Source organism: Streptomyces humidus, assembly GCF_014649655.1.
Classification (GTDB): Bacteria; Actinomycetota; Actinomycetes; order Streptomycetales; family Streptomycetaceae; genus Streptomyces; species Streptomyces humidus.
Window position 1 is genome coordinate 63,777 of the sequence record NZ_BMTL01000012.1, and the last position, 23,772, is coordinate 87,548.

18 protein-coding genes and 1 pseudogene are annotated in these 23,772 nt (G+C 73.5%); 10 read left to right on the forward strand and 9 right to left on the reverse strand.

The genetic code is table 11. The annotated features are described in order from the left end of the window. Positions 1–52: 52 nt before the first annotated feature. Positions 53–1,153: a citrate synthase 2 gene (locus IE239_RS16055; RefSeq protein WP_190150000.1), complete on the forward strand. Its 1,101-nt coding sequence runs from the start codon at positions 53–55 to the stop codon at positions 1,151–1,153. Between the two features lie 24 nt (positions 1,154–1,177). Here the strand turns inward: IE239_RS16055 and IE239_RS16060 are convergent, their stop codons facing one another. After that, entirely contained in the window at positions 1,178–2,215 is a 1,038-nt protein-coding gene (locus tag IE239_RS16060; protein WP_190150001.1) for an isopenicillin N synthase family dioxygenase, read from the reverse strand. Between the two features lie 971 nt (positions 2,216–3,186). Between IE239_RS16060 and IE239_RS16065 the strand changes: the two genes are divergently transcribed. Next, positions 3,187–4,641, forward strand: coding sequence for a PAS domain-containing protein (locus IE239_RS16065; RefSeq protein ID WP_190150002.1), 1,455 nt, complete (start codon positions 3,187–3,189; stop codon positions 4,639–4,641). Between the two features lie 74 nt (positions 4,642–4,715). Here IE239_RS16065 and IE239_RS16070 read toward each other — a convergent pair whose 3' ends face one another. After that, positions 4,716–5,471: an SIS domain-containing protein gene (locus IE239_RS16070; protein WP_190150003.1), complete on the reverse strand. Its 756-nt coding sequence runs from the start codon at positions 5,469–5,471 to the stop codon at positions 4,716–4,718. A gap of 284 nt (positions 5,472–5,755) precedes the next feature. Between IE239_RS16070 and IE239_RS16075 the strand changes: the two genes are divergently transcribed. Then, positions 5,756–6,448, forward strand: a complete 693-nt coding sequence (locus IE239_RS16075) for an iron-dependent transcriptional repressor DtxR (RefSeq protein ID WP_190150004.1) — start codon at positions 5,756–5,758, stop codon at positions 6,446–6,448. A gap of 494 nt (positions 6,449–6,942) precedes the next feature. Beyond that, positions 6,943–7,848, forward strand: coding sequence for an alpha/beta fold hydrolase (locus IE239_RS16080; RefSeq protein WP_190150005.1), 906 nt, complete (start codon positions 6,943–6,945; stop codon positions 7,846–7,848). Positions 7,849–8,111: 263 nt separating this feature from the next. On the opposite strand, the gene IE239_RS16085 is transcribed toward IE239_RS16080, so the two are convergent. From IE239_RS16085 to IE239_RS16095, 3 genes are read right to left on the reverse strand one after another with little or no spacing between them, the layout of a single operon-like run. Further along, positions 8,112–9,743, reverse strand: coding sequence for a transporter (locus IE239_RS16085; protein WP_373308107.1), 1,632 nt, complete (start codon positions 9,741–9,743; stop codon positions 8,112–8,114). Continuing rightward, on the reverse strand, positions 9,740–10,507 hold the full coding sequence (locus IE239_RS16090) for an ABC transporter ATP-binding protein (protein WP_190150006.1): 768 nt from the start codon (positions 10,505–10,507) through the stop codon (positions 9,740–9,742). The genes IE239_RS16085 and IE239_RS16090 overlap by 4 nt, the downstream gene beginning before the upstream one ends. Positions 10,508–10,541: 34 nt before the next feature. Next, entirely contained in the window at positions 10,542–11,204 is a 663-nt protein-coding gene (locus tag IE239_RS16095; protein WP_190150120.1) for a bifunctional DNA primase/polymerase, read from the reverse strand. 376 nt (positions 11,205–11,580) lie between these two features. Between IE239_RS16095 and IE239_RS16100 the strand changes: the two genes are divergently transcribed. After that, positions 11,581–12,966, forward strand: coding sequence for an NsdA family TPR-like regulatory protein (locus IE239_RS16100; RefSeq protein WP_190150007.1), 1,386 nt, complete (start codon positions 11,581–11,583; stop codon positions 12,964–12,966). Between the two features lie 210 nt (positions 12,967–13,176). Beyond that, the gene (locus tag IE239_RS16105; RefSeq protein WP_190150008.1) at positions 13,177–15,054 is read left to right on the forward strand and encodes a hypothetical protein; all 1,878 of its coding nucleotides are present in this window, start codon (positions 13,177–13,179) and stop codon (positions 15,052–15,054) included. A gap of 192 nt (positions 15,055–15,246) precedes the next feature. Here the strand turns inward: IE239_RS16105 and IE239_RS16110 are convergent, their stop codons facing one another. After that, positions 15,247–16,608, reverse strand: a complete 1,362-nt coding sequence (locus IE239_RS16110; RefSeq protein ID WP_190150009.1) for an ABC transporter substrate-binding protein — start codon at positions 16,606–16,608, stop codon at positions 15,247–15,249. Between the two features lie 118 nt (positions 16,609–16,726). On the opposite strand from IE239_RS16110, the gene IE239_RS16115 reads away from it, so the two are divergent. Next, the gene (locus IE239_RS16115; protein WP_190150010.1) at positions 16,727–17,227 is read left to right on the forward strand and encodes an SCO4402 family protein; all 501 of its coding nucleotides are present in this window, start codon (positions 16,727–16,729) and stop codon (positions 17,225–17,227) included. A 185-nt stretch (positions 17,228–17,412) separates the two neighbouring features. Then, positions 17,413–18,294, forward strand: coding sequence for a formyltetrahydrofolate deformylase (gene purU / locus IE239_RS16120; protein ID WP_190150011.1), 882 nt, complete (start codon positions 17,413–17,415; stop codon positions 18,292–18,294). Between the two features lie 148 nt (positions 18,295–18,442). On the opposite strand, the gene IE239_RS16125 is transcribed toward purU, so the two are convergent. Then, the gene (locus tag IE239_RS16125) at positions 18,443–19,915 is read right to left on the reverse strand and encodes an anti-sigma factor family protein (protein ID WP_190150121.1); all 1,473 of its coding nucleotides are present in this window, start codon (positions 19,913–19,915) and stop codon (positions 18,443–18,445) included. Positions 19,916–20,073: 158 nt separating this feature from the next. Then, positions 20,074–20,665, reverse strand: a pseudogene (locus tag IE239_RS16130) (RNA polymerase sigma factor). A gap of 354 nt (positions 20,666–21,019) precedes the next feature. Here IE239_RS16130 and IE239_RS16135 point away from each other — a divergent pair. Together IE239_RS16135 and IE239_RS16140 are read left to right on the forward strand one after the other, a co-directional pair. After that, positions 21,020–21,400, forward strand: coding sequence for an STAS domain-containing protein (locus IE239_RS16135; RefSeq protein ID WP_190150012.1), 381 nt, complete (start codon positions 21,020–21,022; stop codon positions 21,398–21,400). Positions 21,401–21,665: 265 nt separating this feature from the next. Continuing rightward, complete coding sequence (locus IE239_RS16140) at positions 21,666–22,178, forward strand: EF-hand domain-containing protein (protein ID WP_190150013.1); 513 nt, start codon at positions 21,666–21,668, stop codon at positions 22,176–22,178. Here the strand turns inward: IE239_RS16140 and IE239_RS16145 are convergent. Next, positions 22,157–23,716: a class I adenylate-forming enzyme family protein gene (locus IE239_RS16145; protein WP_190150014.1), complete on the reverse strand. Its 1,560-nt coding sequence runs from the start codon at positions 23,714–23,716 to the stop codon at positions 22,157–22,159. The genes IE239_RS16140 and IE239_RS16145 overlap by 22 nt on opposite strands. Between the last annotated feature and the right edge of the window lie 56 nt (positions 23,717–23,772).

Below are 23,772 nucleotides of genomic sequence, written 5' to 3' on the forward strand. Positions count from 1 at the left end.
GCGCCCGCTGTCGCCCGCCCGTCCCGTCGTCCACAACACGAGGAGCCGCCCGATGTCCGACTTCGTACCCGGACTCGAAGGAGTCGTCGCGTTCGAGACGGAGATCGCCGAACCCGACAAGGAGGGCGGCGCCCTGCGGTACCGGGGCGTCGACATCGAGGACCTGGTCGGCCACGTCTCCTTCGGCAACGTCTGGGGCCTGCTCGTCGACGGAGCCTTCAACCCCGGCCTGCCGCCCGCCGAGCCGTTCCCGATCCCCGTCCACTCCGGCGACATCCGCGTCGACGTGCAGTCCGCGCTCGCCATGCTCGCGCCCGTCTGGGGCCTCAGGCCCCTCCTCGACATCGATGCCGAGCAGGCCCGCGCGGACCTCGCCCGCGCCGCCGTCATGGCCCTCTCCTACGTCGCCCAGTCCGCGCGCGGTCAGGGCACCCCGATGGTCCCCCAGCGGGAGATCGACAAAGCCCGGTCCGTCGTCGAGCGGTTCATGATCCGCTGGCGCGGCGAGCCCGACCCCAAGCACGTGAAGGCGGTCGACGCCTACTGGACGTCCGCGGCCGAGCACGGCATGAACGCCTCCACGTTCACCGCGCGGGTCATCGCCTCCACCGGCGCCGACGTCGCCGCCGCCCTCTCCGGCGCGGTGGGCGCCATGTCGGGCCCCCTGCACGGCGGCGCCCCGTCCCGGGTCCTCGGCATGATCGAGGAGATCGAGCGCACCGGCGACGCGGACGCCTACGTCCGGCAGGCCCTCGACAAGGGCGAGCGCCTCATGGGCTTCGGCCACCGCGTCTACCGGGCCGAGGACCCCCGCGCGCGCGTGCTGCGCCGCACCGCCCGCGAGCTGGGCGCCCCGCGCTTCGAGGTGGCCGAGGCTCTGGAGAAGGCGGCCCTCGCCGAACTCCACGCCCGCCGCCCGGACCGGGTCCTGGCGACGAACGTCGAGTTCTGGGCGGCCATCGTGCTCGACTTCGCCGAGGTCCCCGCCCACATGTTCACGTCGATGTTCACCTGCGCCCGCACGGCCGGCTGGTCGGCGCACATCCTCGAGCAGAAGCGCACCGGACGCCTGGTCCGCCCGTCGGCCCGCTACGTCGGCCCCGGCTCCCGCGACCCGCGCGACATCGAGGGCTACGACGACATCGCCGACTGAGCCCGGGCCGGGCCCGGGGGACCGTCACGCGGGGCTGAGCAGCTCCGCGTGATGCCGCTCGGCCACCAGCGGGTGGGCGCGCAGCTTGCCCTTCAGCTCGTTGAAGCCGTACTCGGCGAAGAGCGGGTTGGCCGGATCGTCGCTCACGCCGGGGGCGGCGGACGCGTGCGGGAACGGCAGCGGCTCCACGCGCGCGTCCAGGCGGGGGTTGTAGAAGAACGGCACGGAGAACCGCTCGACGGCGCTCGGCGGTGACACCACCCGGTGGTTGGTGGCGACGAGGTACCCGTCGGTCGCCACCTCCAGCAGCTCGCCCAGGTTGACGACGAACGCGCCCGGCAGCGGCGGGACGTCGTGGAACGCGCCGTCCTCCCGCTGCACCTGGAGGCCGCCCACCCCGTCCTGGAGCAGCAGCGTCAGGAAGCCGTAGTCCTTGTGGGCGCCGACCCCCTGGCCGGCGCCGTCCCCGGCGCTGCCCGGGTACCGCACGAGCTTCAGGTGCGGGTGCGCCCGCTCCCCGAACACCGGGTCGTAGAAACCGGCGGGCGCGCCGATCGAGGCGAGCAGCTCGTGCAGCAGCTTCCCGGCGACGGCGCTCAGCCGATCGATCCACGCGAGCGCGGCCGTGCGCAGCTCGGGCAGCCCGGCGGGCCACTGGTTGGGTCCCTGGAGCCACCAGTAGGCGGGCTCGTCCGGTCCGGGCGCCCGCGCGGGCCGCTCGGCCCCTATGTCGAGCTGGTCGCGCCAGTCCCGCCGGCCGCCGGTCCGCTCGTCGCCGGTCCGGGTGTAGCCGCGGAAGTGCGGCGAGTTCACGTTGTCGAGAGCGAGCCGCTCGGCCTCGGGCAGCGCGAAGAAGGCGCGCATGGCGGACAGCAGCGCTTCCGTCTCCCGCTCGCCGACTCCGTGCCCGACCAGCTGGAAGAACCCCACGTCATGGGCGGCGCCGTGCAGCTGGGCGTGGAGCAGCGCCCGTTCCCGGGGGCCGCGGTCGGCTGCCGAGAGATCGATGACCGGCAGCTGCCGGTGGGACGGGTTCGTCGCGAGGGGTGTCACGTTCGTCATGGTGCGTCCGTGGGTGTGCGGGGGCCCGCGGCCGGCGTCGGGTGGGACGGCGCACGGGTGCCAGGTGGGCGGAGGGAGGGGGAGCGCGTGAGCGCGGGCGGCGTGGACCGCGGGGGGCCGGAGGCTCAGACGGAGCGTCGACAGCCCGTGCTCGTGACGCGGACGTAGTCCACGTGGCGGCGTCGAACGAGCGAAAGCATGCGCTCAGGGTACTGCCTGGCAGAAAATCCGTACGTGGCGTGGATCACGCACCGCAAATGCTGCGGAGAAGGTCCAGGAAGTCCAGGAGGGGCCGAGGACCGGTGGACCCGAGGATCGGTGGACCGGTGGATCGGGTGCCGGGGGCGGGGGAGCGCGGGGCGGAAAAGCAGGCGACCCGCGAGTCTGGTCCTCCTCAGGAGGGCCGGCCGGACGTACCGGCGACTCGCGGGTCGGGTGACTGCGTTGAATTGGCCGGTTGCGTGCAAGTCACACACGCCGGTCCGGCACCGCACTCAGTGGGCGACGGGCCATCAGCCCGCAGCCACCTCCGACGTCCGGTGTGCATACATGCTTCGGACCACCTCCTTTCATTCGGTACGCACACCTTAAGAACCCGTCCCCGGTCGCTCAAGGGGTTTTTCCGAGACGTCGCGAAAGCCCCGGAAGTCGCCACGACGCCCGCGGCGCCCGGGTCCCGAGGCTGCCGCGACCATGGCCGATCGACGCGCACGGGTTGACGCACGCGCGCGGGCGAGGTTCGCTGGAACTGTGGATGATCTTCGTTGTCGCCCTCGGCCGTCATCGTGGAGGGCTCGGCGCCCCGGTGGCGCTCGACGGCGGAACGGCGGAACGGTCCGGCCCGCGGCTCCCTTCCCGCCACGGGCGAGGCGCAGCACGGCGATTCCGCTGCCATCTTGCGGGAACCGTATGTGGGCTGCGTCACGTTCGAGTTGAATGAGGGCAAGTGAGCGAACCTGCAGGGGGTCCAGGTGAGTGCTTCCCGGCGTAGTGGGACCACCGACGAACTCGGGCCGGACGAGCCCGAGCGGCCCGGGCGGGGCGACGACGGCCCGAAGACCCCGGGCGGCGCGCAGCCCCCCGTCGGCCCGGACGGCGCAGACCTGCTCGCCGCGCTGCTCGACGGCATGGACGCGGCGCTGTGCGCCTTCGACGGCGACGGAGTCGTCACCCACTGGAACCGTGAGGCCGAGCGCATCCTCGGCTGGAGCGCGCAGGAGGCCGTCGGCCGCCGCGGCTTCGCCGGCTGGGCCGTGCGCGAGGCCGACGCGGCGGACATCGAGGGGCGGCTGATGGCGGCCATGCACGCCCCGGGCCGCCAGGTGCACGAGTTCGCGCTGCTCACCAAGGACGGCGGCCGGGTGCTCGTGCGCACCCAGTCGGCCGCCGTGCCCGGCCCGGACGGCAAGCCCACCGGGCTGTACTGCGCCTTCAGCGAGGTGCACGCCCAGATCGACCTGGAGCGTTCCATCGCGCTCAGTGAGGCCCTGTTCGACGACGCCTCCTGGGGGGTCGTCCTGGTCGACGCCGACCTGCGCCCCGCCGTCGTCAACGCGCACGCCGCCCGCGCGCTCGGCACCAGCCGCACGGCCCTTCTGGGCCGCCCGCTGGGAGAACTCCTCACCCGGGGCGCGGAGGAGCTGGAGAACGCGCTGACGCACGTCCTCGCCGAGGGCGCCCCGCCGGCCCCCGCCGAGCTGTGGGTGGGGGTGCGCACCCCGGACGGCGAGAAGCGGCGCTGCTGGCGCAGCGGCTTCCTGCGGCTGGCCTCGCCGCTCGCGGAGGAACCGGTGCCGCTCGGCGTCGGCTGGATCTTCCAGGACGTCACGGCGGCCAAGCAGGGCGAGCAGGAGGCCTCGCTGCTGCGGTTCCGCGCCAACCAGCTGCACCGGGCCGGCCGGGCCGCCGCCGAGTGCGAGGACCCCACCGAGGCGGCGACGGTCCATCTCGACTTCGCGCTCGCCGGTTTCGCCGACCACGCGCTGGTCGACCGGGTGATGGGCGACGCGGAGGGGGCCGGGCCGCCGCGCCTGATGCGGGTCGCGGCCACCCCCTCGGGCGGCCCCGGCCCGAGCACGCTCACCGGACACGCGGGCCTGCCGCTGCGCTATCCCGACGGGCACCCGGCGCTGCAGTGCGTCGCGCGGGCCGGTTCCGTGCGGGCGGGTTCCGGCTCGGTGCCGGCCGACGAGGCGCGGGCGTGGGCGCGGACGCGGCAGTGGCCCGAGGACACGGTGCACGCGCTGTGCGCGGTGCTGCGCAGCCGCGGCCGCACCCTGGGCGTGGTGACGTTCCTGCGCGGCGGCGGCCGTACCCCCTTCGAGCGCTCCGACGCGAACTACGCCGAGGACGTCGCCGTGCGCATCTCCTCGGCGCTGGACCTCGCGGACCTGACGGCGCAGACGGCCGAGCGGGGCGAGGACTGACCGGCGCGACCGGCCCGCGCGGCTGACGCACGCAACTGACCCGCGGGCCGCACCCGCGCGCGGGTGGGCGGCGTTCAGTGCCGGTAGAAGATGCGGTCCCGGTACTCCTCCATGATCCGGCCGTTCCAGTCGTGGCCGCCGTCGACGTTGCCCGAGCGCAGCAGCGGGGGCTCGATGCCGCGCTCGGCGAGGGCTCCGGCCGCGGTGGCCATGACGGCCTGCAGAAGGGCCGACGTCACGACCGTGGAGGCGGGAGCGAAGGGCGCGGGGACGGTGTCGAGGGTGAGCTCGGCGTCGCCGACCGCGATCTTCGAGTCGAGGACGACGTCGCAGTGGTCCTTGAGGAAGGTCCCGGTGGCGTGCCGGGATGTGGTCCGCGTCGCGTACGCCACGGAGGTCACGCCGATGACCTGCACGCCCAGGGAGCGGGCGTGCAAGGCCATCTCCACGGGCAGGGCGTTGCGGCCGGAGAGCGAGACGACGACGAGGGCGTCGCCCGCGCGCAGCGGCGAGGTGTCGAGGACGGCGCTCGCCAGGCCGTCGACGCGTTCGAGGGCCGAGCCGAGGGTGGCGGGCACGACGTCGACGCCGACGACGCCGGGCACGGCGAGCAGGTTCATGAGGGCGAGGCCGCCCGCCCGGTAGACGACGTCCTGCGCGGCGAGCGAGGAGTGGCCGGCGCCGAAGGCGAAGAGGCGGCCGCCGGCGGCCACGGTGTCGGCGAGGAGCGTGCCGGCGGCGTCGACGGCCTCGGCCTCCTCGTTCCGGACCCGTTGCAGCAGGGCGACGGCGGCGTCGAAGAACTGGGCGGCGAGCTTGCGGTCGCTCATCCGAGGGGCCCCTTTGCCGGGTCGGTGGAGGTGTCGCTGTCCGTGTCGCGGATCACCGTGCGGTCTGGACCAGTGCGCTGTCAATACGGCCGGAGCCGGGGGGACGGCCGGGGGAAGGCCGGGACGCGGGACGCTCCGGGGACGGCCGCGGGGACCCGGCCGTCGCCTCCCCGTCCGGACGGCGAGGCACGCTTGTCAGTGGTATCCGGCAGAATTGAGTGCAGGGCCAGCGCACGCGCCGTAGAGCGGTCGAGCTTTTCGGCAGAGCTAATCGAGGGGCACGAATGTCCGGACTGATCGACACCACGGAGATGTATCTCCGCACCATCCTCGAGCTGGAAGAGGAAGGTGTGGTCCCGATGCGTGCCCGGATCGCCGAGCGGCTCGACCAGAGCGGCCCGACGGTCAGCCAGACGGTTGCGCGCATGGAGCGCGACGGTCTGGTCGCGGTGGCCAGCGACCGCCACCTCGAGCTCACCGACGAGGGCCGCCGGCTGGCCACGCGCGTGATGCGCAAGCACCGCCTCGCCGAGTGCCTGCTCGTCGACGTGATCGGCCTGGAGTGGGAGCAGGTCCACGCGGAGGCGTGCCGCTGGGAGCACGTGATGAGCGAGGCCGTGGAGCGCCGGGTGCTGGAGCTGCTGCGGCACCCGACCGAGTCGCCGTACGGCAACCCCATCCCGGGCCTGGAGGAGCTGGGCGAGAAGGACGGCGCGGACCCGTTCCTGGACGAGGGCATGGTCTCGCTGGCCGATCTCGCCCCGGGCCCGGAGGGCAAGACGGTCGTCGTGCGCCGTATCGGCGAGCCGATCCAGACGGACGCGCAGCTGATGTACACGCTGCGCCGCGCGGGGGTGCAGCCCGGCTCGGTCGTGAGCGTGACGGAGTCGCCGGGCGGTGTGCTGGTGGGAAGCGGCGGCGAGGCCGCGGAGCTGGCGTCGGACGTCGCGTCGCACGTGTTCGTCGCGAAGAGGTAGGCCCGTCCCGGCTGCCGTCCGCCGTCGTCGCCGCGCCGGGCAGGCTGCAACTCCTGGGGCCGACGGGGAAGTTGCGGCGCTTCGTCGAACCCGTCGAATCGGAGATTGCCTGTGCCGAATCGCAGCGCTCCGGCGCTTGTCGTGCCAGGCTGTCGCGTGAGGCATATGACCTGAGGGGGCGGGATGATGTGCCGCGGAGCAGTGAAGGGCCCCGGCGCCTTGCGGCGCCGGGGCCTGTCCTCCCCTGTGCTGACCCGGAGCCCCGAGCTCTCAGGGTCATTCCCCTCGGACCGTTTTCCCCGAGCGGTCCGCCTCCCGCTGAAGATCTCCCCTCGGTGGAGCGGATCATTCCTTGAGAATGGTCACTCGAACGAGGGGTGTTGTGCGCGGAGAGTGCAATTCTCGAAAGAGCATTCGATAGCCTGCGGGTGATCGAAGGCGGTACGGAGCATCGGCAGCGCAGCGGTACGACGGCTAGGGGGGTGCCAGGACCTATGGCGCGACGCATCGACGTGACCGGGGCGGGCGGCGTACGTCTGGCGGCCTGGGAGTTCGGGGACCCGCCCAAGGGGATCCCGGCGCAGTCCTCCGGGGGACGGCCGCGGCCCGCGGAGCCCGAGCGGACCTCCGGGGTCCTGTTACTGCACGGCCTGATGGGGCGTGCCTCGCACTGGGCGTCCACCGCCCGCTGGCTCTCCGAGCGGCACCGGGCGGTCGCTCTCGACCAGCGCGGCCACGGGCAGAGCGAGAAGCCGCCGCAGGCCGCGTTCACCCGCGAGGCCTACGTGGAGGACGCGGAGGCGGCCCTCGAACAGCTCGGGCTCGCCCCGGCCGTCGTCATCGGGCACGCCATGGGAGCGCTCACCGCCTGGCAGCTCGCGGCCAAACGCCCCGACCTGGTGCGCGCCCTGGTCGTCTGCGACATGCGGGCCTCGGCGCTGGGAGCGGCCTCGCAGCGCGAGTGGGCCGACTGGTTCGCGTCCTGGCCCCTCCCCTTCGCCACCCTCGCAGACGTCCGCAAGTGGTTCGGCGAGGACGACCCCTGGGTGGAGCGGCCGAACCCCTCCCGGGGCGAGTTCTATGCCGAGGCGATGCACGAGTCGCCGGACGGCTGGCGTCCCGTCTTCGAGCCCGAGCAGATGCTCACCTCCCGTGAGACCTGGGTCTACGACGCCCACTGGGAGGAGCTCACCCAGGTCCGGTGCCCGGCCTTGGTCGTACGGGGCCTGGACGGCGAGCTGGGCCGCGCCGAGGCCCAGGAGATGGTCCGCGTCCTGCCGCGCGGCGAGTACGCCGAGGTCGCCGACGCCGGGCACCTCGTCCACTACGACCAGCCCGAGGGATGGCGCACGGCGATCGAGCCCTTCCTGGACGCGGTGCTCAGCCCCGACGCCCCCTGATCTCGAGAGCCCCGATCTTGCCGACGGGCCGGGCCCTGAGCGGGCCGGGCCGGGCCGTGAGTGGGCCGGGCCCTGAGCGGGCTCATGCCCGAATGGGCGGTGGGCCCGAGCGGGGCCTGAGCCTGAGCGGGGCCTGAGCCCCAACGGGCTCATGCCCGAACGGACCCGAGCCCCGACGGGCGGTGGGCCCGAGCGGGGTCCGAGCCCGAACGGGGCCGAGCTCGGACGGGCGGTGAGTCCGGGTGGGGCGCTCTTCGCGAGCGTCAGCCCTTGCTCACGGCCGACAGGATCTCCGGCAGGCGCGACGCCGTGCGTGGCGCGGCCAGCCGCAGCCCCAGCAGCGTGACGCCCGCGCCGTACACCGCGCCCCCGGGCAGCAGCAGCCATGTCCACGCGTCCCCGCCCTCGCTGACGTTGAGCCAGATCGTCACCGCGATGACGGGCGCGCAGAGCAGCGCCGCCGAGACCATGCCGCCGAAGACCGCGATCCAGGCGAGACCGGCCTGCCCCGGGGCGACGTTCTTGTAGCCCTCCTGCGGGATCGAGTAGGGAAAGCGCGCCGAGGTCCACGCCCCCGTGGCGAGCATCGCGCCGAGCAGCGCGAGGGACAGCCCCAGCACCTCGGGCAGTTTCGCCCAGTCGCCGAGCAACGCGGTCGTCAGCACGGTCACCGCCGTCGCGTACGGCAAGGTGATCAACAGCAGGGCCAGCGCCCGGGCGCGCAGCTCGTCGTAGGCGTCCCGGGTCGACGAGATCGTCATGGCGACCATCCAGAACGCGGAGGTGTCCTGCCCGAACTGGTTGTACATCTGGATGCCGAGCATCCCGGCGGCGAAGCAGGCGAAGTAGATCGAGCCGGTGCCCTGCAGCGCGTTGAACACGGGCACGATGAGGCCGATGGCCAGCGACGTCACCCAGGCCGCCTTGGTCTTCGGGTCGCGCCACACATAGCGCAGGCTGCGTTCCATCACCGTGCCGGTGCGCCCGCCCGGCAGCAGCCGTGCCGGCCCCGCCCGGCCCCGCCGCTTCTGCGCGGCGGGCTCGGCGGCCTGCAGCGTCGAGCCGTCGGGCGAGGTCATCAGCCGCGTCATGCTCCGCGCCCACGCCGTCACCAGCAGGGCCAGTGCCGCGGCGCTGACGGCGAGCTGCGCGGCGGCGACGCCGTAGTCGCCCTCGCTCACCGAGTGCACCGCGCCGACCGCCGAAGCGGGCGGCAGCCAGCGCAGCACGGCCGCCGTCGGATCGAGCTCCCCCAGACCGGACGAGCCGAGCCGCTGCACCCCGAAGTTGACGAACTGCACCCCGACCGCGATGACCAGTCCGCTCAGCACCGCCAGATCGCGGCCCTTGCGGCTGGTCAGCAGCCGGATGTTGGCGGCGGCCACGGCCCGCGCCAGCGCCACGCACACCAGCAGCCCGAGCGCCACGGCGAGAACCCCCACCGTCCAGGCCGCCGCTCCGTGCGCCACCGCCACCACCGACCCGGCCAGCACGAGCAGCGTGAGCAGCGGTCCGATGCCCACCAGCGAGGCCACCAGCAGCGCCCGCACCAGCGGCAGGGGCCGCAGCGGCAGCATCACCAGCCGGGTCGGGTCGAGCGTCTCGTCGCCGCCGGGGAAGAACAGGGGCATCACGGCCCAGCCCACGGCGAACACCGCGACCAGCAGCACCACCAGCGACACCGCGTGCGCGTGCCCCCGCAGGGCGACCAGCCCGAGCAGCAGCAGCGCGGCGAACACCAGGGTGAGGACGGCGGAGGCGACGTAGGCGGCCCGCCGCCCGCTCGACTGCCGCAGCCCGTTGCGCAGCAGCGACAGCTTGAGCCGGACGACGGTGGCGACGAGGTCCGGCGCGGGGGCGGCCGTGGTGGAGGCCGGGGCGGCGGGGGCGCTCAACGGCCTGCCCCGCCCAGCCAGTCGAGGTCGGAGCCGGTGTCCCGGCCCTGCGCCCCGACGAGTTCGAGGAACGCCCGCTGCAACGAGGGCGCGGCCCCCCGCACCTCCTCCAGCGTGCCGTGCGCCCGGATGCGCCCCGCCGCCATCACCGCCACCCAGTCGCACAGCGACTCGACGAGCTCCATCACATGGGAGGAGAAGACGACCGTCGCCCCGGATGCCGTGTACCGCTCCAGCACTCCGCGGATGATCTGCGCGGACACCGGATCCACGCCCTCGAACGGCTCGTCGAGGAAGAGCACTTCGGGGTTGTGCAGCAGCGCGGCCGCGAGCCCGATCTTCTTGCGCATGCCGGTCGAGTAGTCGACGACGAGCTTGTGCTGGGCGCCGGCCAGGTCGAGGACGTCGAGCAGCTGCGTGGCCCGCTTGTCGACCTCGGCGCCGGGCAGCCCCCGCAACCGCCCGCTGTAGGACAGCAGTTCACGCCCGGACAGCCGTTCGAACAGTCGCAGTCCCTCAGGGAGGACCCCGATCCGGGCCTTCACCTCGACGGGATCTCGCCACACGTCGTGCCCGACGACCTCGACGGACCCCTGGTCCGGCCGCAGCAGCCCGGTCACCATCGACAGGGTGGTGGTCTTCCCGGCTCCGTTCGGCCCGACCAGCCCGATGAACTTCCCCGAGGGCAGATCGAGATCGATCCCGGCGACGGCGACCTGCTGACCGAACCGCTTCCAGAGGTTGCGCACGCGTACGGACGTCATGCACGAACCCTACGCATGCGGCGGGGAGCGCGCCTTACCGGTCTCGTCCGCACGCGTAGGCGAGCGGCGAGATCAACTCCTCGGCGTCCGGCAGCCACCGGTTCGCGGCGGTCGGCCGGCAGGCCCACTGCACGGCCCCCCGGGACCCGTACCGGGTGGGCGGCGCGGCGACGTACGTGCCCTCGCCGAGCGTCACGAGATCGAGCGCGCCCAGCGACCAGCCCAGCCTGCGCACCAGGTCCGGCACCTTCGCCGACGCGCCCGGCAGCACGAAGAACTGCATCCGCCGGTCCGGCGTCAGGGTGGCCGGACCGAGTGTCAGCTCCATCCGCTCCATCCGGGCCAGCGCGAGGAACCCGGCCGTCTCCGGCACGGAGATCGCGTCGAACGTGCGCCCGGTGGGCAGCAGGATCGAGGCGGTCGGCTGGTTCTGCCACATCCGGCGCGCGACCGTCGCACTGCCGGTGGCCTGTGTCGCCCAGTCCGACCGGGAGGGATGTGCTCCCGGGGCGGCACACGCCCGGTCGCCGCAGGAGCAGAGCTGCACCCCGTCGACGGTCTCGAGCCATGTGCCCGGGCACACGTCCCAATGACGTTCCTCGGCGTAGCGAACAGCGGTCTCGAGCAGCGATTCCCCGCGCTGCTTCGGGATTTGAGTGGCGTCGGCGCCCGCGATGGTCTCTTCCACGATGAACACAACTCTAGCGCTCACCGGGGGTTACGCCTGCCCGAATGCGCGGGGGAGGAGCATCGATTCGGCGTTCGGGGCGCATGGGTGCATGTGCGGGGGCGCGTGGAAGGAACGGGCGTGGGAGCGGGTAACCAGGTAGCGGGGGTCGGGGCTTCCCCGGGTGACCCGGCGATTCTCCGCATTGATCGGCGTTGAAGACCGTTGAAGAGCATTGAACCGCATTGCTCGGCATTCACCGGCAATCCTCACATGTCTCGCATTTTCGGTCGGTCCGTGGGGCATTGATCTGCTCGGCCGGAACTTTTCGGTGGAAGACACGTCAACTCGGTGTGTGGGCGGGCACCCGTCGCCCCGTTCACCGCAGCCACAGGGGGTTGTGCCCATGGCCGCAAGGCCGCTAGTCGCGCGGCAGCCGAACGAACGGCTGCAGGCGCTCATCCAGGAGGCGGGGTGCTCGAACGCCGGGCTCGCCCGCCGCGTCAACATGTGCGGCGCCGAGCACGGTCTCGACCTGCGCTACGACAAGACGTCCGTGGCGCGTTGGCTGCGCGGACAGCAGCCGCGGGGGCGCGCGCCGGCGGTCATCGCTGAGGCGCTGGGCCGCAAGCTCGGCCGGACGGTCACGATCGACGAGATCGGCATGGCCAACGGCAAGAACCTCGCCTCGGGCGTGGGCCTGCAGTTCTCTCCGACGGTGCTGGGGGCCATCGAGCAGGTCTGCGAGCTGTGGCGCAGCGACGTGGGCCGGCGCGACTTCCTCTCCGGCTCGTCCGTGGCCGCATCGGCGCTGGTCGAGCCGAGCCGCGACTGGCTGATCTCCTCACCCGACGCCCAGGTGGCGCGGTCGGCGGGTCCCCGGGTGGGCCTGTCCGACGTGGCGGCCGTCAAGGCGATGACGCAGGCGCTGGTCGACCTGGACCACCAGTACGGCAGCGGGCATGTGCGCCCCGTCGTCGTGCACTACCTCAACAGTGTCGTCTCGGGCCTGCTCGTCGGCTCCTACCGGGAGGCGGTGGGACGTGAACTCTTCGCGGCCGTCGCCCGCTTGACGGAACTCGCCGGGTACATGGCAGTCGACACCGGCCAACCGGGCCTCGCCCAGCGCTACTACATCCAGGCGCTGCGGCTGGCCCACGCGGCAGGCGACCGCGGGTACGGCGGGTACGTCCTCGCCGCCTCCATGAGCCACCTCGCCGCCCAGCTCGGGAACCCGCGCGAGATCGCCCAGTTGGCGCGGGCGGCGCAGGAGGGCGCGCGCGGGCGGGTGACCCCGCGCGCCGAGGCGATGTTCCTCGCCGCGGAGGCGCGCGGGCACGCCCTGCTGGGCGATGTCCGGGGCGCGCAGGCGGCCTCCGGGCGGGCGGTGTCGGCGCTGGAGGCGGCCGATCCGGCCGCCGGGGACGACCCGGCGTGGATCGCGCACTTCGACGAGGCCTATCTGGCCGACGAGTTGGCGCACTGTCATCGCGACCTGGGCCAGTCCGAGGCGGCGGCGCGCTGCGCCGAGGAGTCGCTGGCCGGACATCCGCCGGGCCGCGCCCGTCGGCGCGCGATCGGATACGTCCTGCTGGCCACCGCGCAGGTGCAGCAGCGCGAGATCGAGCAGGCCTGCAACACCGGTATGAAAGCGGTCGAGTTGCTCGGGACGCTCCGCTCCAACCGGGGCGCGGAGTACCTGGAGGATCTCCAGCAGCGGCTGGAGCCGTTCCGGGAGGAGTCGGTGGTGCGGGAGTTCGGGGCGCGGCTGGAGTTGCAGACCGCGGCGTGAAGGGGCGGGGCGCCGCTGCGTGAACGTGCGGGGGACGACGTCCGTCCGCACGGCGGCGACGGAACAGCGCACGGCGCTCCGGATCTGTTGCGGACGTCACTGCCCGGCCCCGAAGCGGGAGGTCACGTGCTGAGCTGCGTGGCACGGGGTTCAGGGGACCCGGTAGCGTGAGCCGACGATTCCGAAGGTCCCCCATTCGTAGGAGTCCCGGTGACGCAGAGTGGACAGGGCGAGGAGCCCTCGGCGCAGCCCGCGCGCGAAGGCATCGTGCTGCCCTCCGACGGTGGGGAACCCCTGCTGCCGGGAATGACGCCGAGCGTGCCGGCCCGGCCGGGCCGGCACCCCGGCCCGCAGCAGGGCGAGCGCTCCGGCGGGTACGGCGCCCAGCAGTACGGACAGCCGGACCCCGGACGCCAGGAGTACGGGCAGCAGGGCCAACAGGGCCAACAGGGTCTGTCAGGCCAACAGGACTACGGGCAGCAGCAGTACGGGCAAGCGGCCTACGGACAGCCCGGACAGCCCGATCACGGCCAGGACTTCGGGCAGCAGCAGCCGTCCGGCGGGCAGACCTGGGGGCAGGCCTGGGGCCCCGAGGGGCGGACGTCCGCGCCGCAGCAGTCGGCCCAGGGCTGGCCGCTCGCCGCGGACCAGCCGGACCCGGCGCACCGGCAGGGCGGGACGACGCACGGGCAGGGCCAGCAGGGGCAGGGCGGGCAGGACCCCTGGAGCGCCTCGCAGGAACCCTGGTACGGCGGCTCCCGGGCGGGCGCCGGCCCGCTCCCGCCGGAGGGCGCACCGGCCCAGGGCGGGGCTGCGTACGGCCAGGGCGCGCCCCTGCCGTCGGCCGTGGCCCCGGCGGCTGTGCCCGACGAGGGCGCGACGCAGTACATACCGCCGGTGCCCGCAGACGAGGGGGCCACCCAGTACATACCGCCGGTGCCCGCCGACGAGGGTGCGACGCAGTACATACCGCCCGTCCCGGCCGACGAGGGCGCGACGCAGTACATACCGCCGGTCGCTCCCGGCGCCATGCCGCCCGAGAGCCCGGCCGAGTCGACCCGTTTCCTGGGCCGCGCCCCGCACAACGCTCCGGGGCCGATGCCCGGCACGGGCGCCTTCCCCGGGGCTCAGCCGGGCGCGCACCCCGACTCCGAGGCCACCCAGTACATCCCGCCCGTGCCGGGCCAGGGCGGCGGGGAGGGGCAGCCGCCCGCCGGGTTCGAGAATCTCTTCCGCGGCGGCCCGGGCGGCGACGGCCACGCCGGGTCCACGCAGCAGCTTCCGCGTTTCGAGGAGCCGGACGTTCCCGGGCACGGCGCCCGGCAGGGGTACGGGGCCGGGCCCGCAGCGCGGTCCCCGCAGCCCGCCTACGCTCAGCCCGCCCACACGCCGCCCGGCGGCCCGGCGACGGGCGGGAGACGCGGGGCCTACGACGACGGTGACGGGCGCGACGGCCGTCGCCGCTCGCGGGTGCCGCTGTTCGCGGTGATCGGCGTGGCGCTGGCGGTCGTCGGAGTCGGCGCGGGCGCGATGCTCGCGGGCGGCGGCGGTGACAAGTCCGGCGACGACAAGACCGTCGCCGCGTCGGCCCCGGTCTCCGGGGGATCGGCGTCGACCTCCACCGATGCGGCGCGGCAGCAGGCCGTCGAACTGGACAAGCTGCTGGCCGACAGCGGCAGCAGCCGGGCCAGCGTGATCAGCGCGGTGGCCGACGTGAAGGCGTGCGACAACCTCTCGCAGGCCGCCGCCGATCTGCGCGACGCGGCCGAGCAGCGGACCGGTCTGGTCACGAAGCTGTCCGCGCTGAAGGTCGACCGGCTGCCGGACCACGCGGCGCTGACCGCCGCTCTCACCAAGGCGTGGCAGGCTTCCGCGTCGGCCGACGACCACTACGCCGCCTGGGCGGGGCAGGTCGAGGGCGACAAGAAGAAGTACTGCAAGAAGGGCTCGGCCCGCACCACCGGCGAGGCCCAGGCCGGCAACCGGGCGAGCGGCACCGCCAGCGCCCAGAAGAGCCAGGCCGCGAAGCTCTGGAACGAGATCGCGAAGAAGTACGGCCTCACGCAACGCGGCCCCACCCAGCTGTAGCCACGACTCGTCCTCCCGAGCCCGGCCCCGGGAGGACCGGCTCGCCCGGCCCGGGGTCCGTCCGCCTGCCCGGGGTCCGTGCGTCGGGCGGGCCCTGTCCGTCGGCCGGCGCTGTCCGTCGGTCGGGCCTGTCGGTCGTCCCGGGTCTGCCCGCCGGCCCGGCCCCGTCGCTCGGCCCGGGCCGGGCAGCCGTCAGCTCACGTCTGCGTTCTGCAGGGTCTTCGTCGTGTCGACGAAGCCCTTCTTGGCGGCCACCAGTCGTCCCTGCCGCACGGTCTGCAGGGTGACCTCGGCGTTGACCAGGCGCGGGAAGCCGATGGAGGCGAGACGGTCGGAGAACTGCCAGCGGAGCGTCGGAGTCAGGCCCCCCGTGGTGATCCGCAGGCCGTCGTCGAGGGCGCCGCGCACGGTGCCGGCGGTCACGTCGCCGCCGGCCAGCGACTCCACGGCCTGCCGGAACACGGTGTAGGCGATCCAGGTGGTCTGCACGCCGGTGTCGGCCGGGTCGATCCTGGTGTCGGAGAAGGCCGCCTCGCTGATCACCTTCTTCATGGGCGCCCAGGCGGGGTCGCTCACCTCGGGGTACCAGCCGGTGACGTACGCCCCCTCGAAGGGTCCGGCGCCGGCGCCGGCAGCGTCGATCACCGACTGGTCGACGCTGCCGAGGACGGTGGCGGTGCGCACCTCGGGATGGTCCGCCCGGGTGCGGCGGAACGAGTCCATGAAGGTGCTGGTGCGGTCCCCGAGCGCGGTGACCACACAGCCCTTCCCCGCCCCGTTGCCCTGTCCGCCGGCCGCGCTCTTCGTGCCGGTCCCGCCGTCGGTCGCGTGCGCGAGGGCGGTCTCGGCCTGCGTCGCGTACTCGGTGGCGTCCTCCGGGGCCGGCTGGTCGGCCGCCTCGGCGTGCCCGCCCGCCGTCAGTCCGGCGTCGAGCATCGTGGGCAGTGCGTCGCCGGCGATGGTGTCGGGGCGGACCAGCGAGACGGGACCGCAGCTCGTGGCCAGCTCCTTGCCGAGGCCGGCCAGCAGCGAGGGCTGACCGCCGTTGACCGGATAGGACAGCGGGCTGGTGAACTCGGCGTTCGTGACGCCGTAGCCGCCGATGTAGGGGATGCCGGCGCCTTCCAGGTGCGGGAAGAAGGCGTCGGAGTGCTGGCTGTAGGAGCCGACGACGGCGACCGCGTGCTCCTTGACGGCCCGCCGGGCGCACTTCGCGGCGGCCACCGTGTCGTTGTGGTCGTTGCAGGTCAGGACCTGGATCTTGCGGCCGTTCAGGCCTCCGGCCGCGTTGACCCAGCGGGCGTAGGCGCGAGCGAAGGCGGGCATGCCGGGCTCGTTGGTCGCGGACGTCCCCTCGGGCGCCCACGTCATCACGACGATCGGGTCGCCCCCGGAACCCCCCGTGGTACCGGGGACGGCCCCGCATCCGACGGCGAGCGACGCGCAGGCGGCCACCGCGCCCGCCGAGAGGGCGGCGGCTCGGACGGACCTGGTGAAGCGGAAGGAACGGGGGAGGAAGGTGCTTCGCGTGGACGTGCGTCGCCTGCCGGTCATGAACACGCACGATTCCGTCACCTCACCAACCCAGGAGTGACCCTCGGTCGACCAGCGGTGACGGGAAGGTGAATTGCCGGGGTCCGTGAAGCCCCTGGGGCGGGGAAACGTACGATCGGTGACCGTGCAAGGTTCGGAGAACTCTTCCCGTCGCGGCCGTCGCTCGTTCACCATGGGCGGCATGCCACTCAACGACATGCCGTGGTGGCGCTGGCGCAGCAATGTGCGCTCCGCGCTGCACATGCTCTCCGATCCGGCGTTCCAGCAGAACGTCTGGCTGGCCGGCGTCGAGGGGTACGGGGACGTCACCGACGCCGTGTACCGTCTGGTCGAGGACACCTGGCTCGACAACTGGTCCGCCGAGAAATACGTCGGGACGATCTTCCGCGACTCGCAGGAGGCGGCCCTGGTCGACACCGCCGTGCTGCGCGTGCTGCGGATCATGCACCAGGTCGGGCCGGACGCCCCGGTCTCCGCGTACGTCGACCACCAGGCGTGGCCGGACGCGGTGCGGGCGGCGCGGGACGCGCATGTGCGCATGGCGGCGAGCGACGGCGACGACCCCGACGCGCCGCCGCGGACCCTGGAGGTCCTGCGGATCATGACGCGGGCGGCCTAGAAGGCTGCCCGGGGCGCGGACCGGGATCGACGCCGGGCGCCCGGGCGGGATCGACGCCGGACCTGTGACTCACGCCAGGGCGGGCCCCGGGATCCACGCCGGGACGGCGGACCGGGACCGGGTATCCCGTTCCGTCCTGCGGGACGACTGCCCACGGGCCTGGGCGGTATGCGACCCTGTCCGGCATGAACGCGCAGTCCGGAGCCGCGGCGAACCTCGCCGACCAGTACGTCCTCACCCTCTCCTGCCCCGACAAGCAGGGCATCGTGCACGCCGTGTCGAGTTACCTCTTCATGACCGGCTGCAACATCGAGGACAGTCAGCAGTTCGGCGACCACGACACGGGGCTGTTCTTCCTGCGCGTCCACTTCTCCGCCGAGCCCCCGGTGACCGTGGACAAGCTGCGGGCGAGCTTCGCCGCGATCGGCGACTCGTTCCACATGGACTGGCAGATCAACCGGGCCGACGACAGGATGCGCGTCGTCCTCATGGTGAGCAGGTTCGGGCACTGCCTGAACGACCTGCTGTTCCGCGCCAGCATCGGCGCGCTGCCGGTGGAGATCGCGGCCGTGGTGTCCAACCACACCGACTTCGCCGAGCTCGTGGGCTCTTACAACATCCCCTTCCACCACATCCCGGTGACGAAGGAGAACAAGGCGCAGGCCGAGGCCCAGCTGCTGGAGCTGGTCCGGGAGCAGGGCGTCGAACTGGTCGTGCTCGCCCGCTACATGCAGGTCCTCTCCGACGACCTGTGCAAGCAGCTCAGCGGCCGGATCATCAACATCCACCACTCCTTCCTGCCGAGCTTCAAGGGTGCGAAGCCGTACCACCAGGCGCACGCGCGGGGTGTGAAGCTGATCGGCGCGACGGCGCACTACGTGACCGCCGACCTCGACGAGGGGCCGATCATCGAGCAGGAGGTCGAGCGGGTGGGGCACGGCGTCACGCCGGACCAACTCGTCGCCATCGGGCGGGACGTGGAGTGCCAGGCGCTGGCCAGGGCCGTCAAGTGGCATGCGGAGCGCCGCATCCTGCTCAACGGCCGGCGGACGGTCGTCTTCGCCTAGGAGTTCGGCTCGGCCCTTCCTCCCGCGGAGGCCGCGGATCCGGAGGCCGCGGAGGCCGCCGATCCGTACGCCGCGAAGACCGTGAAGGCCGCGGATCCGGCGGAGGCGGGAAGAGCGCGGTCGGCCCGTGCGATGTCCCGCGCCGCCCCTACATCCGGCTCAGGCTCGCCGCCGCGAAGAGCACGTCCCGGATCGCCTCGCGGTCGCCGACCTGTCCCGCGGCCGCCTCCTCGGGCGACACATGGCCCGCCGCCAGCCGGCAGAACTCCACGTCGTCCAGCGCCACATGGGCCACCTCGTGGTCGGCGGAGCCCACCGCGCCCGGTGAGTCCAGGGGGATCAGCCACTGGCCGCCGCCGGAACCCTCGATCTCCAGCCGCAGGCTGCGGCCGGGGCGGCCGGCGCTCACCAGGTGGCGGGTGTGGTGCGCGGGTGCGGCGAGCCCGGCGCGGCGGCGCGCCGCGAGCGTCTCCGGCAGCATCCGGGCGGCCAGGTCGATCATGCCGTGCAGATGGCCGGGGGCGGGCGGCGCGTAGGGGTAGTCGACCGCCTCGGCGATGTCCTCGGCGTGCACCCAGCACTCGAAGGCGCGGTCCAGCATGGCGTCCCGCAGGGGCAGTGCGAAGCCGCCGTACGACACCGGCATGGCGCCGTGCCGCTCTCCGTCGGTGAAGGACACCGTGCGCACCAGGGCGTGGCTCTGTTCGCGCCAGGGGCCGCGCACGGAGCGGGTCGGCGGACGGCGCGTCCCGGCCCAGAAGGCCTCGGTGCGATGCGCCGGGGTGCCGAGCGCGTGGGGCGGTCCGTCCGCCGCGCTCGCCCCGTCCGGTCCGTCCGGTCCGTCCGGTCCGTCCGCGCGGTCGCCCTTCCCGTCCGCGTCGCGCGTCCCGCCCGCCTCCAGCGGGTCGTCGAGTCCCAGGGCCAGGGCTACGAGCCCGTCCACCGCGAGCAGATGGGCGATGACCCCGGCGACCGTGGTCCGGCGGCTCGTGGCCTCCTTGCCGCCGAACCAGCGCAGCCGCACGGGGGCGTGCCACTCGGCGTCCCCGAAGTCCTGGAGCAGGGCGTCCAGTCGCGCGGTCTCGGCGTCGTACGACTGAGCCCAGGTCGGCACCGGGATGCGGGGCGGGCGGCGGGTCAGGCAGCCGTCGAGGACGCGGGTGCGCAGACCGGGGTCCAGGTCGAGGCTCTCCGGGCGCTGCAGCAGGCCGACCGCCTCGCGCAGTCGCCGTGCCTCGTCGGCGCAGGCGCCGCAGTCTCCGAGGTGCTCCTCCACGGCGGCCGTCTCCTCGGCGGAGCAGGCCGCCAACGCCCATGCGCCCAGCAGGGACTTGAGCACCGGGTGCTCCAGCCGGAGCGGCGGCGGAAGGACCGGCTCCGGCAGCGCGGGCAGCGGCAGCCCGCTGTCCTCCACGGACGCGCGGGGCAGCGGGATGCGGGGCGCCCGGCCGGGGCCGGGGGAGGCGGGAGCGCCCCGGCCGCCGTCACCGCCCCCGGCGCCGGAGCCGTCCGGTTCACCCGGCACGCGGACCTCACCCGGTCCACCCGGTCCGTCAGGCCCGTCCTGTCCACCCGGTCCGTCCGGTCCGCCGGACCCGCTTGTGTCGTCCGGCCCGTTCATCCCGGTGGGCACCATGTCCTTGCCGTGCGTCTGCGCTTGATTTTGTTCCTGGTCCTGGTCCTGGTCCCGCGCCCGCTCCTGGTCCCGCTTCCGCTCGCGTGAGCGGCCGTCCGCCTCGCCTTCGCCGCCGTCGTACGACGGCCAGGGGCTCGCGTCGTTCACGCGGCACCCCCGTATCCGGGCGGGGCTCCGGGGGCCGCGGTGTCGTGGGCCGTGGAGAGCAGCTGGAGGCCCAGACGGAGCCGGCGGCGGGCCTCGTCCTCGGTGACGCCGAGGTCGGCCGCGGTCTGGCGGTAGTCGCGGCGCTGGAAGTAGGCCAGTTCCAGGGCGGCGCGCAGGGGCGCGGGCATGGCCTGGACGATGTAGTCGGCGCGGGCGGCGACGGACGCGTGCCGCACCCGGCGCTCCAGTTCCTCGGTCGCCTCCGCCGAACCGTGGCCGGCCTCGGCCAGCGCGGCGGTCTCGGTGGCGCGCAGCCGCTGCACGGCGAGACGGTGGGTCAACGCGGCGACCCAGGTGCGCAGCGGGCCCTGCTGGGGGTCGTAGGCGTCGGGGTGCTCCCAGACGTGGGCGAAGACCTCGTGGGTGATCCTGTCGGCCGCCCGTTCGTCTCCGAGCACACGATGGGCGAGACCGTGCACGAGCGAAGCGAACCGGTCGTAGAGCTCGCCGAGGGCGGCCGCTCTCACCGCGCGCGAGCCGCTGCTGCATCCTGCGGTCCCAGCGGGGCGGTGCGTCCTTCTTCGCCATGCGGCCCCCTCACCCGTGTCCGTCCCTGTGGCCGTGAGTCCTTCGGCGGTGCGTGTGTCCAGCGTGCGTTCGGCGTCTCCTCGAATGTAGTCGGCACGTACGACAATGCACGCCCCTTTGTTTCAATGTGCGCCCCCTGTCCGCGAGGAGGTGGTATGGGCGATGCCTGCCCGACAGACAAGGATCAAACCGGACCGGATATGACAGAAACAAGCCTCTTTCCGTTGGTTTCTGTTTTCGGCTCGGAGTTTCGGGGCACGGCCGCTGGGCAGCCGCGCTGCAAGGAAGCGAAAGGAAGCGAAAGGAAGCGAAGGGACAGCTTCCGTTCACAGTCGGCCGAAGCGAACGAAGGGCGTGGTGGTGGCCTTCACGGTGACCTGCGGCGAGCACGGCGGATGGGCCGTGCTCCAGGTGTCGGGCGAGCTGGACCTGATGACGTCGCCCGTGCTGCGGCAACGGGTGCACGACGAGGTGGCCGAGGGCCGCCACAGTCTCGTCCTGGACCTCTCCGACGTGTACTTCTGCGACTCCAGCGGCGTCGGGGTCCTGATCGCGTCCCGCCGGCTGATCCGCTCCTGCCGGGGACGGCTGCGTCTGATCCTCCCCGCGCACGGCGCTGCCGACGGCTCCCACGTCAACCGGGTTCTGGGCGCGCTGGGCGTGCGCCGCCTCTTCGACGTCTACGGCGATCTCGCCGGCGCCGTGGACGACGGGACCGAGCCCCTCTCGGCGTGAGCCGCGCTGTCGCACCACCACACGCTTGTCCCGAAATTCCCCCGGTCTTGGCACAGGCGACGCCTTCCTGTCACCCGGACGTCCCCGGCGTCGTACGCTCCCTGCCGGAAGCACTCTCGGCCGTACGCCGGGAAGCACCCTCGGACGTACCCCCGGGGAGCCCCCGGACCGGCCGGGAAGCGCCGCCTCGCAGCACTTCCGGCGCGCTCCCGGCAGCAACGCAACACACCTCACCACGTGACGACGTAAGGCGGCCCGAGTAGACATGGTCAGCAGTGAGTACGAGCGCAGGATCGCCGGCCGGTTCGCCACCTTCGACCAGGACGGCAACGGCTCCATCGACCGGGAGGACTTCGCCGCCGCGGCCAAGGCGGTGCTCGCGGAGTTCGGGACCGCGGCCCGCTCCGACAAGGGGCAGGCCCTCTACGCGGGCGCCGAGGCGTTCTGGCAGGGCATGGCCGGGATCGCCGACCGGGACGGTGACCAGCGCATCAGCCGGGACGAGTTCGTGAACAGCGCGGTCAAGCGCCTGCGCGACAACCCGGAGCGGTTCGCCGAGATCGCCCGGCCCTTCCTGCACGCCGCCCTGGACGTCGCGGACGCCGACGGCGACGGCCGGGCCACGGTCGAGGACACCGTGCGGGTGCTGCGCGCCCTCGGGGCGCCCGACGAGGTCGCCCGCGGGGCCGCCGCGGTCCTCGACGCCGACGCGGACGGCAAGGTCGGCGAGGCGGAGATCGTCCCCGCCTTCGCGCGCTACTTCACCGTTCCCGAGTAGCCCTCGGGAACGGGCGGCCGGGCGGGCCGCGCGTAGCGTTCGCGGAGCTTGTACTTGAGGACCTTGCGCAGGGTGTCGTTGCGCGGCAGGGCCTCCACCACCTCCAGCCGCTCGGGCAGCTTGTGGACCGACAGGCCGCCCGCGCGCAGATACGCGGTCACCGCCGCCAGGGTCAGCGGCTCCGCGGCCGCCGGCGCCCGTTCCACCACGGCGCACACCAGTTCGCCGCGCTCCGCGTCGGGCAGGCCGATCACCGCCACGTCCCCGACGGCCGGGTGAGCGGCGAGCAGGTCCTCGATCTCCTTCGCGGACACGTTCTCGCCCTTGCGGATGATCACGTCCTTCAGCCGTCCGGTGAGGACCAGATGGCCGCTGCCGGTCACGTGCCCCAGGTCGCCGGTGCGCAGGAACCCGTCCGCGTCGAACGCCTCGGCGGTCTGGGCGGGATCCAGGTACCCCTGGCACACGGCCTCCCCGCGCAGGCGTATCTCCCCGTCCGCCACCCTTATCTCCATGCCCGCCGGAGGCCGCCCCTCGGTCGTCGCGAGGTTCTCCGCGGTGTCGTCGGGCGACCCCATGGTGATCATGGGCACCTCGGTCATCCCGTACCCGTGGGTGAGCTGCACGCCCATCTCGCGGACGACGGCGTGGTACACCTCGGGCGGCTTGGGCGCCCCGCCGCCCGCGAGCAGCCGCAGCGTGGGGATCACGGGGACGCCGGGCCGCTTGCGCTGCTCGGTGAGGAACATCGAGTAGAACGCCGTCGAGCCGCCCGCCACGGTCACGCCGTGCCGGCGGTACTCCTCCAGCGCTTCCGGCAGCGCGAAGTGCTCGAACATCACCGCCGGGAACCCGTACAGCAGCAGCATGACGGTGTAGTCGGGCCCGGCGATGTGGGCGTACGGGAACGCCATCGAGCCGACGTCGTCCGGGGTCAGCCGCAGCGCGTGGGCGAGGCAGGAGCCGCCCGCGATCAGCGAACGGTCGGTGTGCAGCACGCCCTTGGGATCGGAGGTGGTTCCCGAGGTCCAGTAGATCCAGCGCACCGAGCCGCCCTCGGCGGGCGGCGGCGGAAGGACGGCCGGATCCCCGTCCGGGAGGTCGTCGTACGCCTCGAAGACGCCCTTCGCGCCCAGCCGGCGGGCCATCTCGGCGTGGTCGAAGCCCCGCCAGACGCCCGGCACCGCGAAGAACTCCGCCTTCGACTCGCGCAGCGCGAAGCCCACCTCGCGGTCGCGGTAGAACGGGATGACGGGGGACTGCACGGCCCCCAGCCGGGCCAGGGCGAAGGACAGGACGGCGGTCTCCAGGCGGGTGGGCAGCTGCCAGGCGACGACCGTGCCGGGGCGCACGCCCATGCCGTGCAGCCCGGCCGCCGTCCGCTCCGCCCGTTCGCGCAGCCCGCCGAAGGTCAGGGCGCGCTCGTCCTGGAGGAGGACCGGGCGGTCGGGGGTGAGGTCGGCGCGGCGGACCAGCAGCTCCCAGAGCGTGCGGGAGTCGCTCAGCTCGTGGGCGGTGGCGGTGGCGGTCTCGTTCACGTCGGCCCCCTGACCTAGCTGACGGATAGTCAGATTTTCGGCAGAGCGTAGAGCCG

Bases quoted from the DNA above. Each gene is read 5' to 3' on its own strand.
- IE239_RS16055 (WP_190150000.1), top strand. From the start codon at position 53: ATGTCCGACTTCGTACCCGGACTCGAAGGAGTCGTCGCGTTCGAGACG.
- IE239_RS16060 (WP_190150001.1), bottom strand. From the start codon at position 2,215: ATGACGAACGTGACACCCCTCGCGACGAACCCGTCCCACCGGCAGCTG.
- IE239_RS16070 (WP_190150003.1), bottom strand. From the start codon at position 5,471: ATGAGCGACCGCAAGCTCGCCGCCCAGTTCTTCGACGCCGCCGTCGCC.
- IE239_RS16075 (WP_190150004.1), top strand. From the start codon at position 5,756: ATGTCCGGACTGATCGACACCACGGAGATGTATCTCCGCACCATCCTC.
- IE239_RS16080 (WP_190150005.1), top strand. From the start codon at position 6,943: ATGGCGCGACGCATCGACGTGACCGGGGCGGGCGGCGTACGTCTGGCG.
- IE239_RS16090 (WP_190150006.1), bottom strand. From the start codon at position 10,507: ATGACGTCCGTACGCGTGCGCAACCTCTGGAAGCGGTTCGGTCAGCAG.
- IE239_RS16100 (WP_190150007.1), top strand. From the start codon at position 11,581: ATGGCCGCAAGGCCGCTAGTCGCGCGGCAGCCGAACGAACGGCTGCAG.
- IE239_RS16110 (WP_190150009.1), bottom strand. From the start codon at position 16,608: ATGACCGGCAGGCGACGCACGTCCACGCGAAGCACCTTCCTCCCCCGT.
- purU (WP_190150011.1), top strand. From the start codon at position 17,413: ATGAACGCGCAGTCCGGAGCCGCGGCGAACCTCGCCGACCAGTACGTC.
- IE239_RS16125 (WP_190150121.1), bottom strand. From the start codon at position 19,915: ATGAACGGGCCGGACGACACAAGCGGGTCCGGCGGACCGGACGGACCG.
- IE239_RS16140 (WP_190150013.1), top strand. From the start codon at position 21,666: ATGGTCAGCAGTGAGTACGAGCGCAGGATCGCCGGCCGGTTCGCCACC.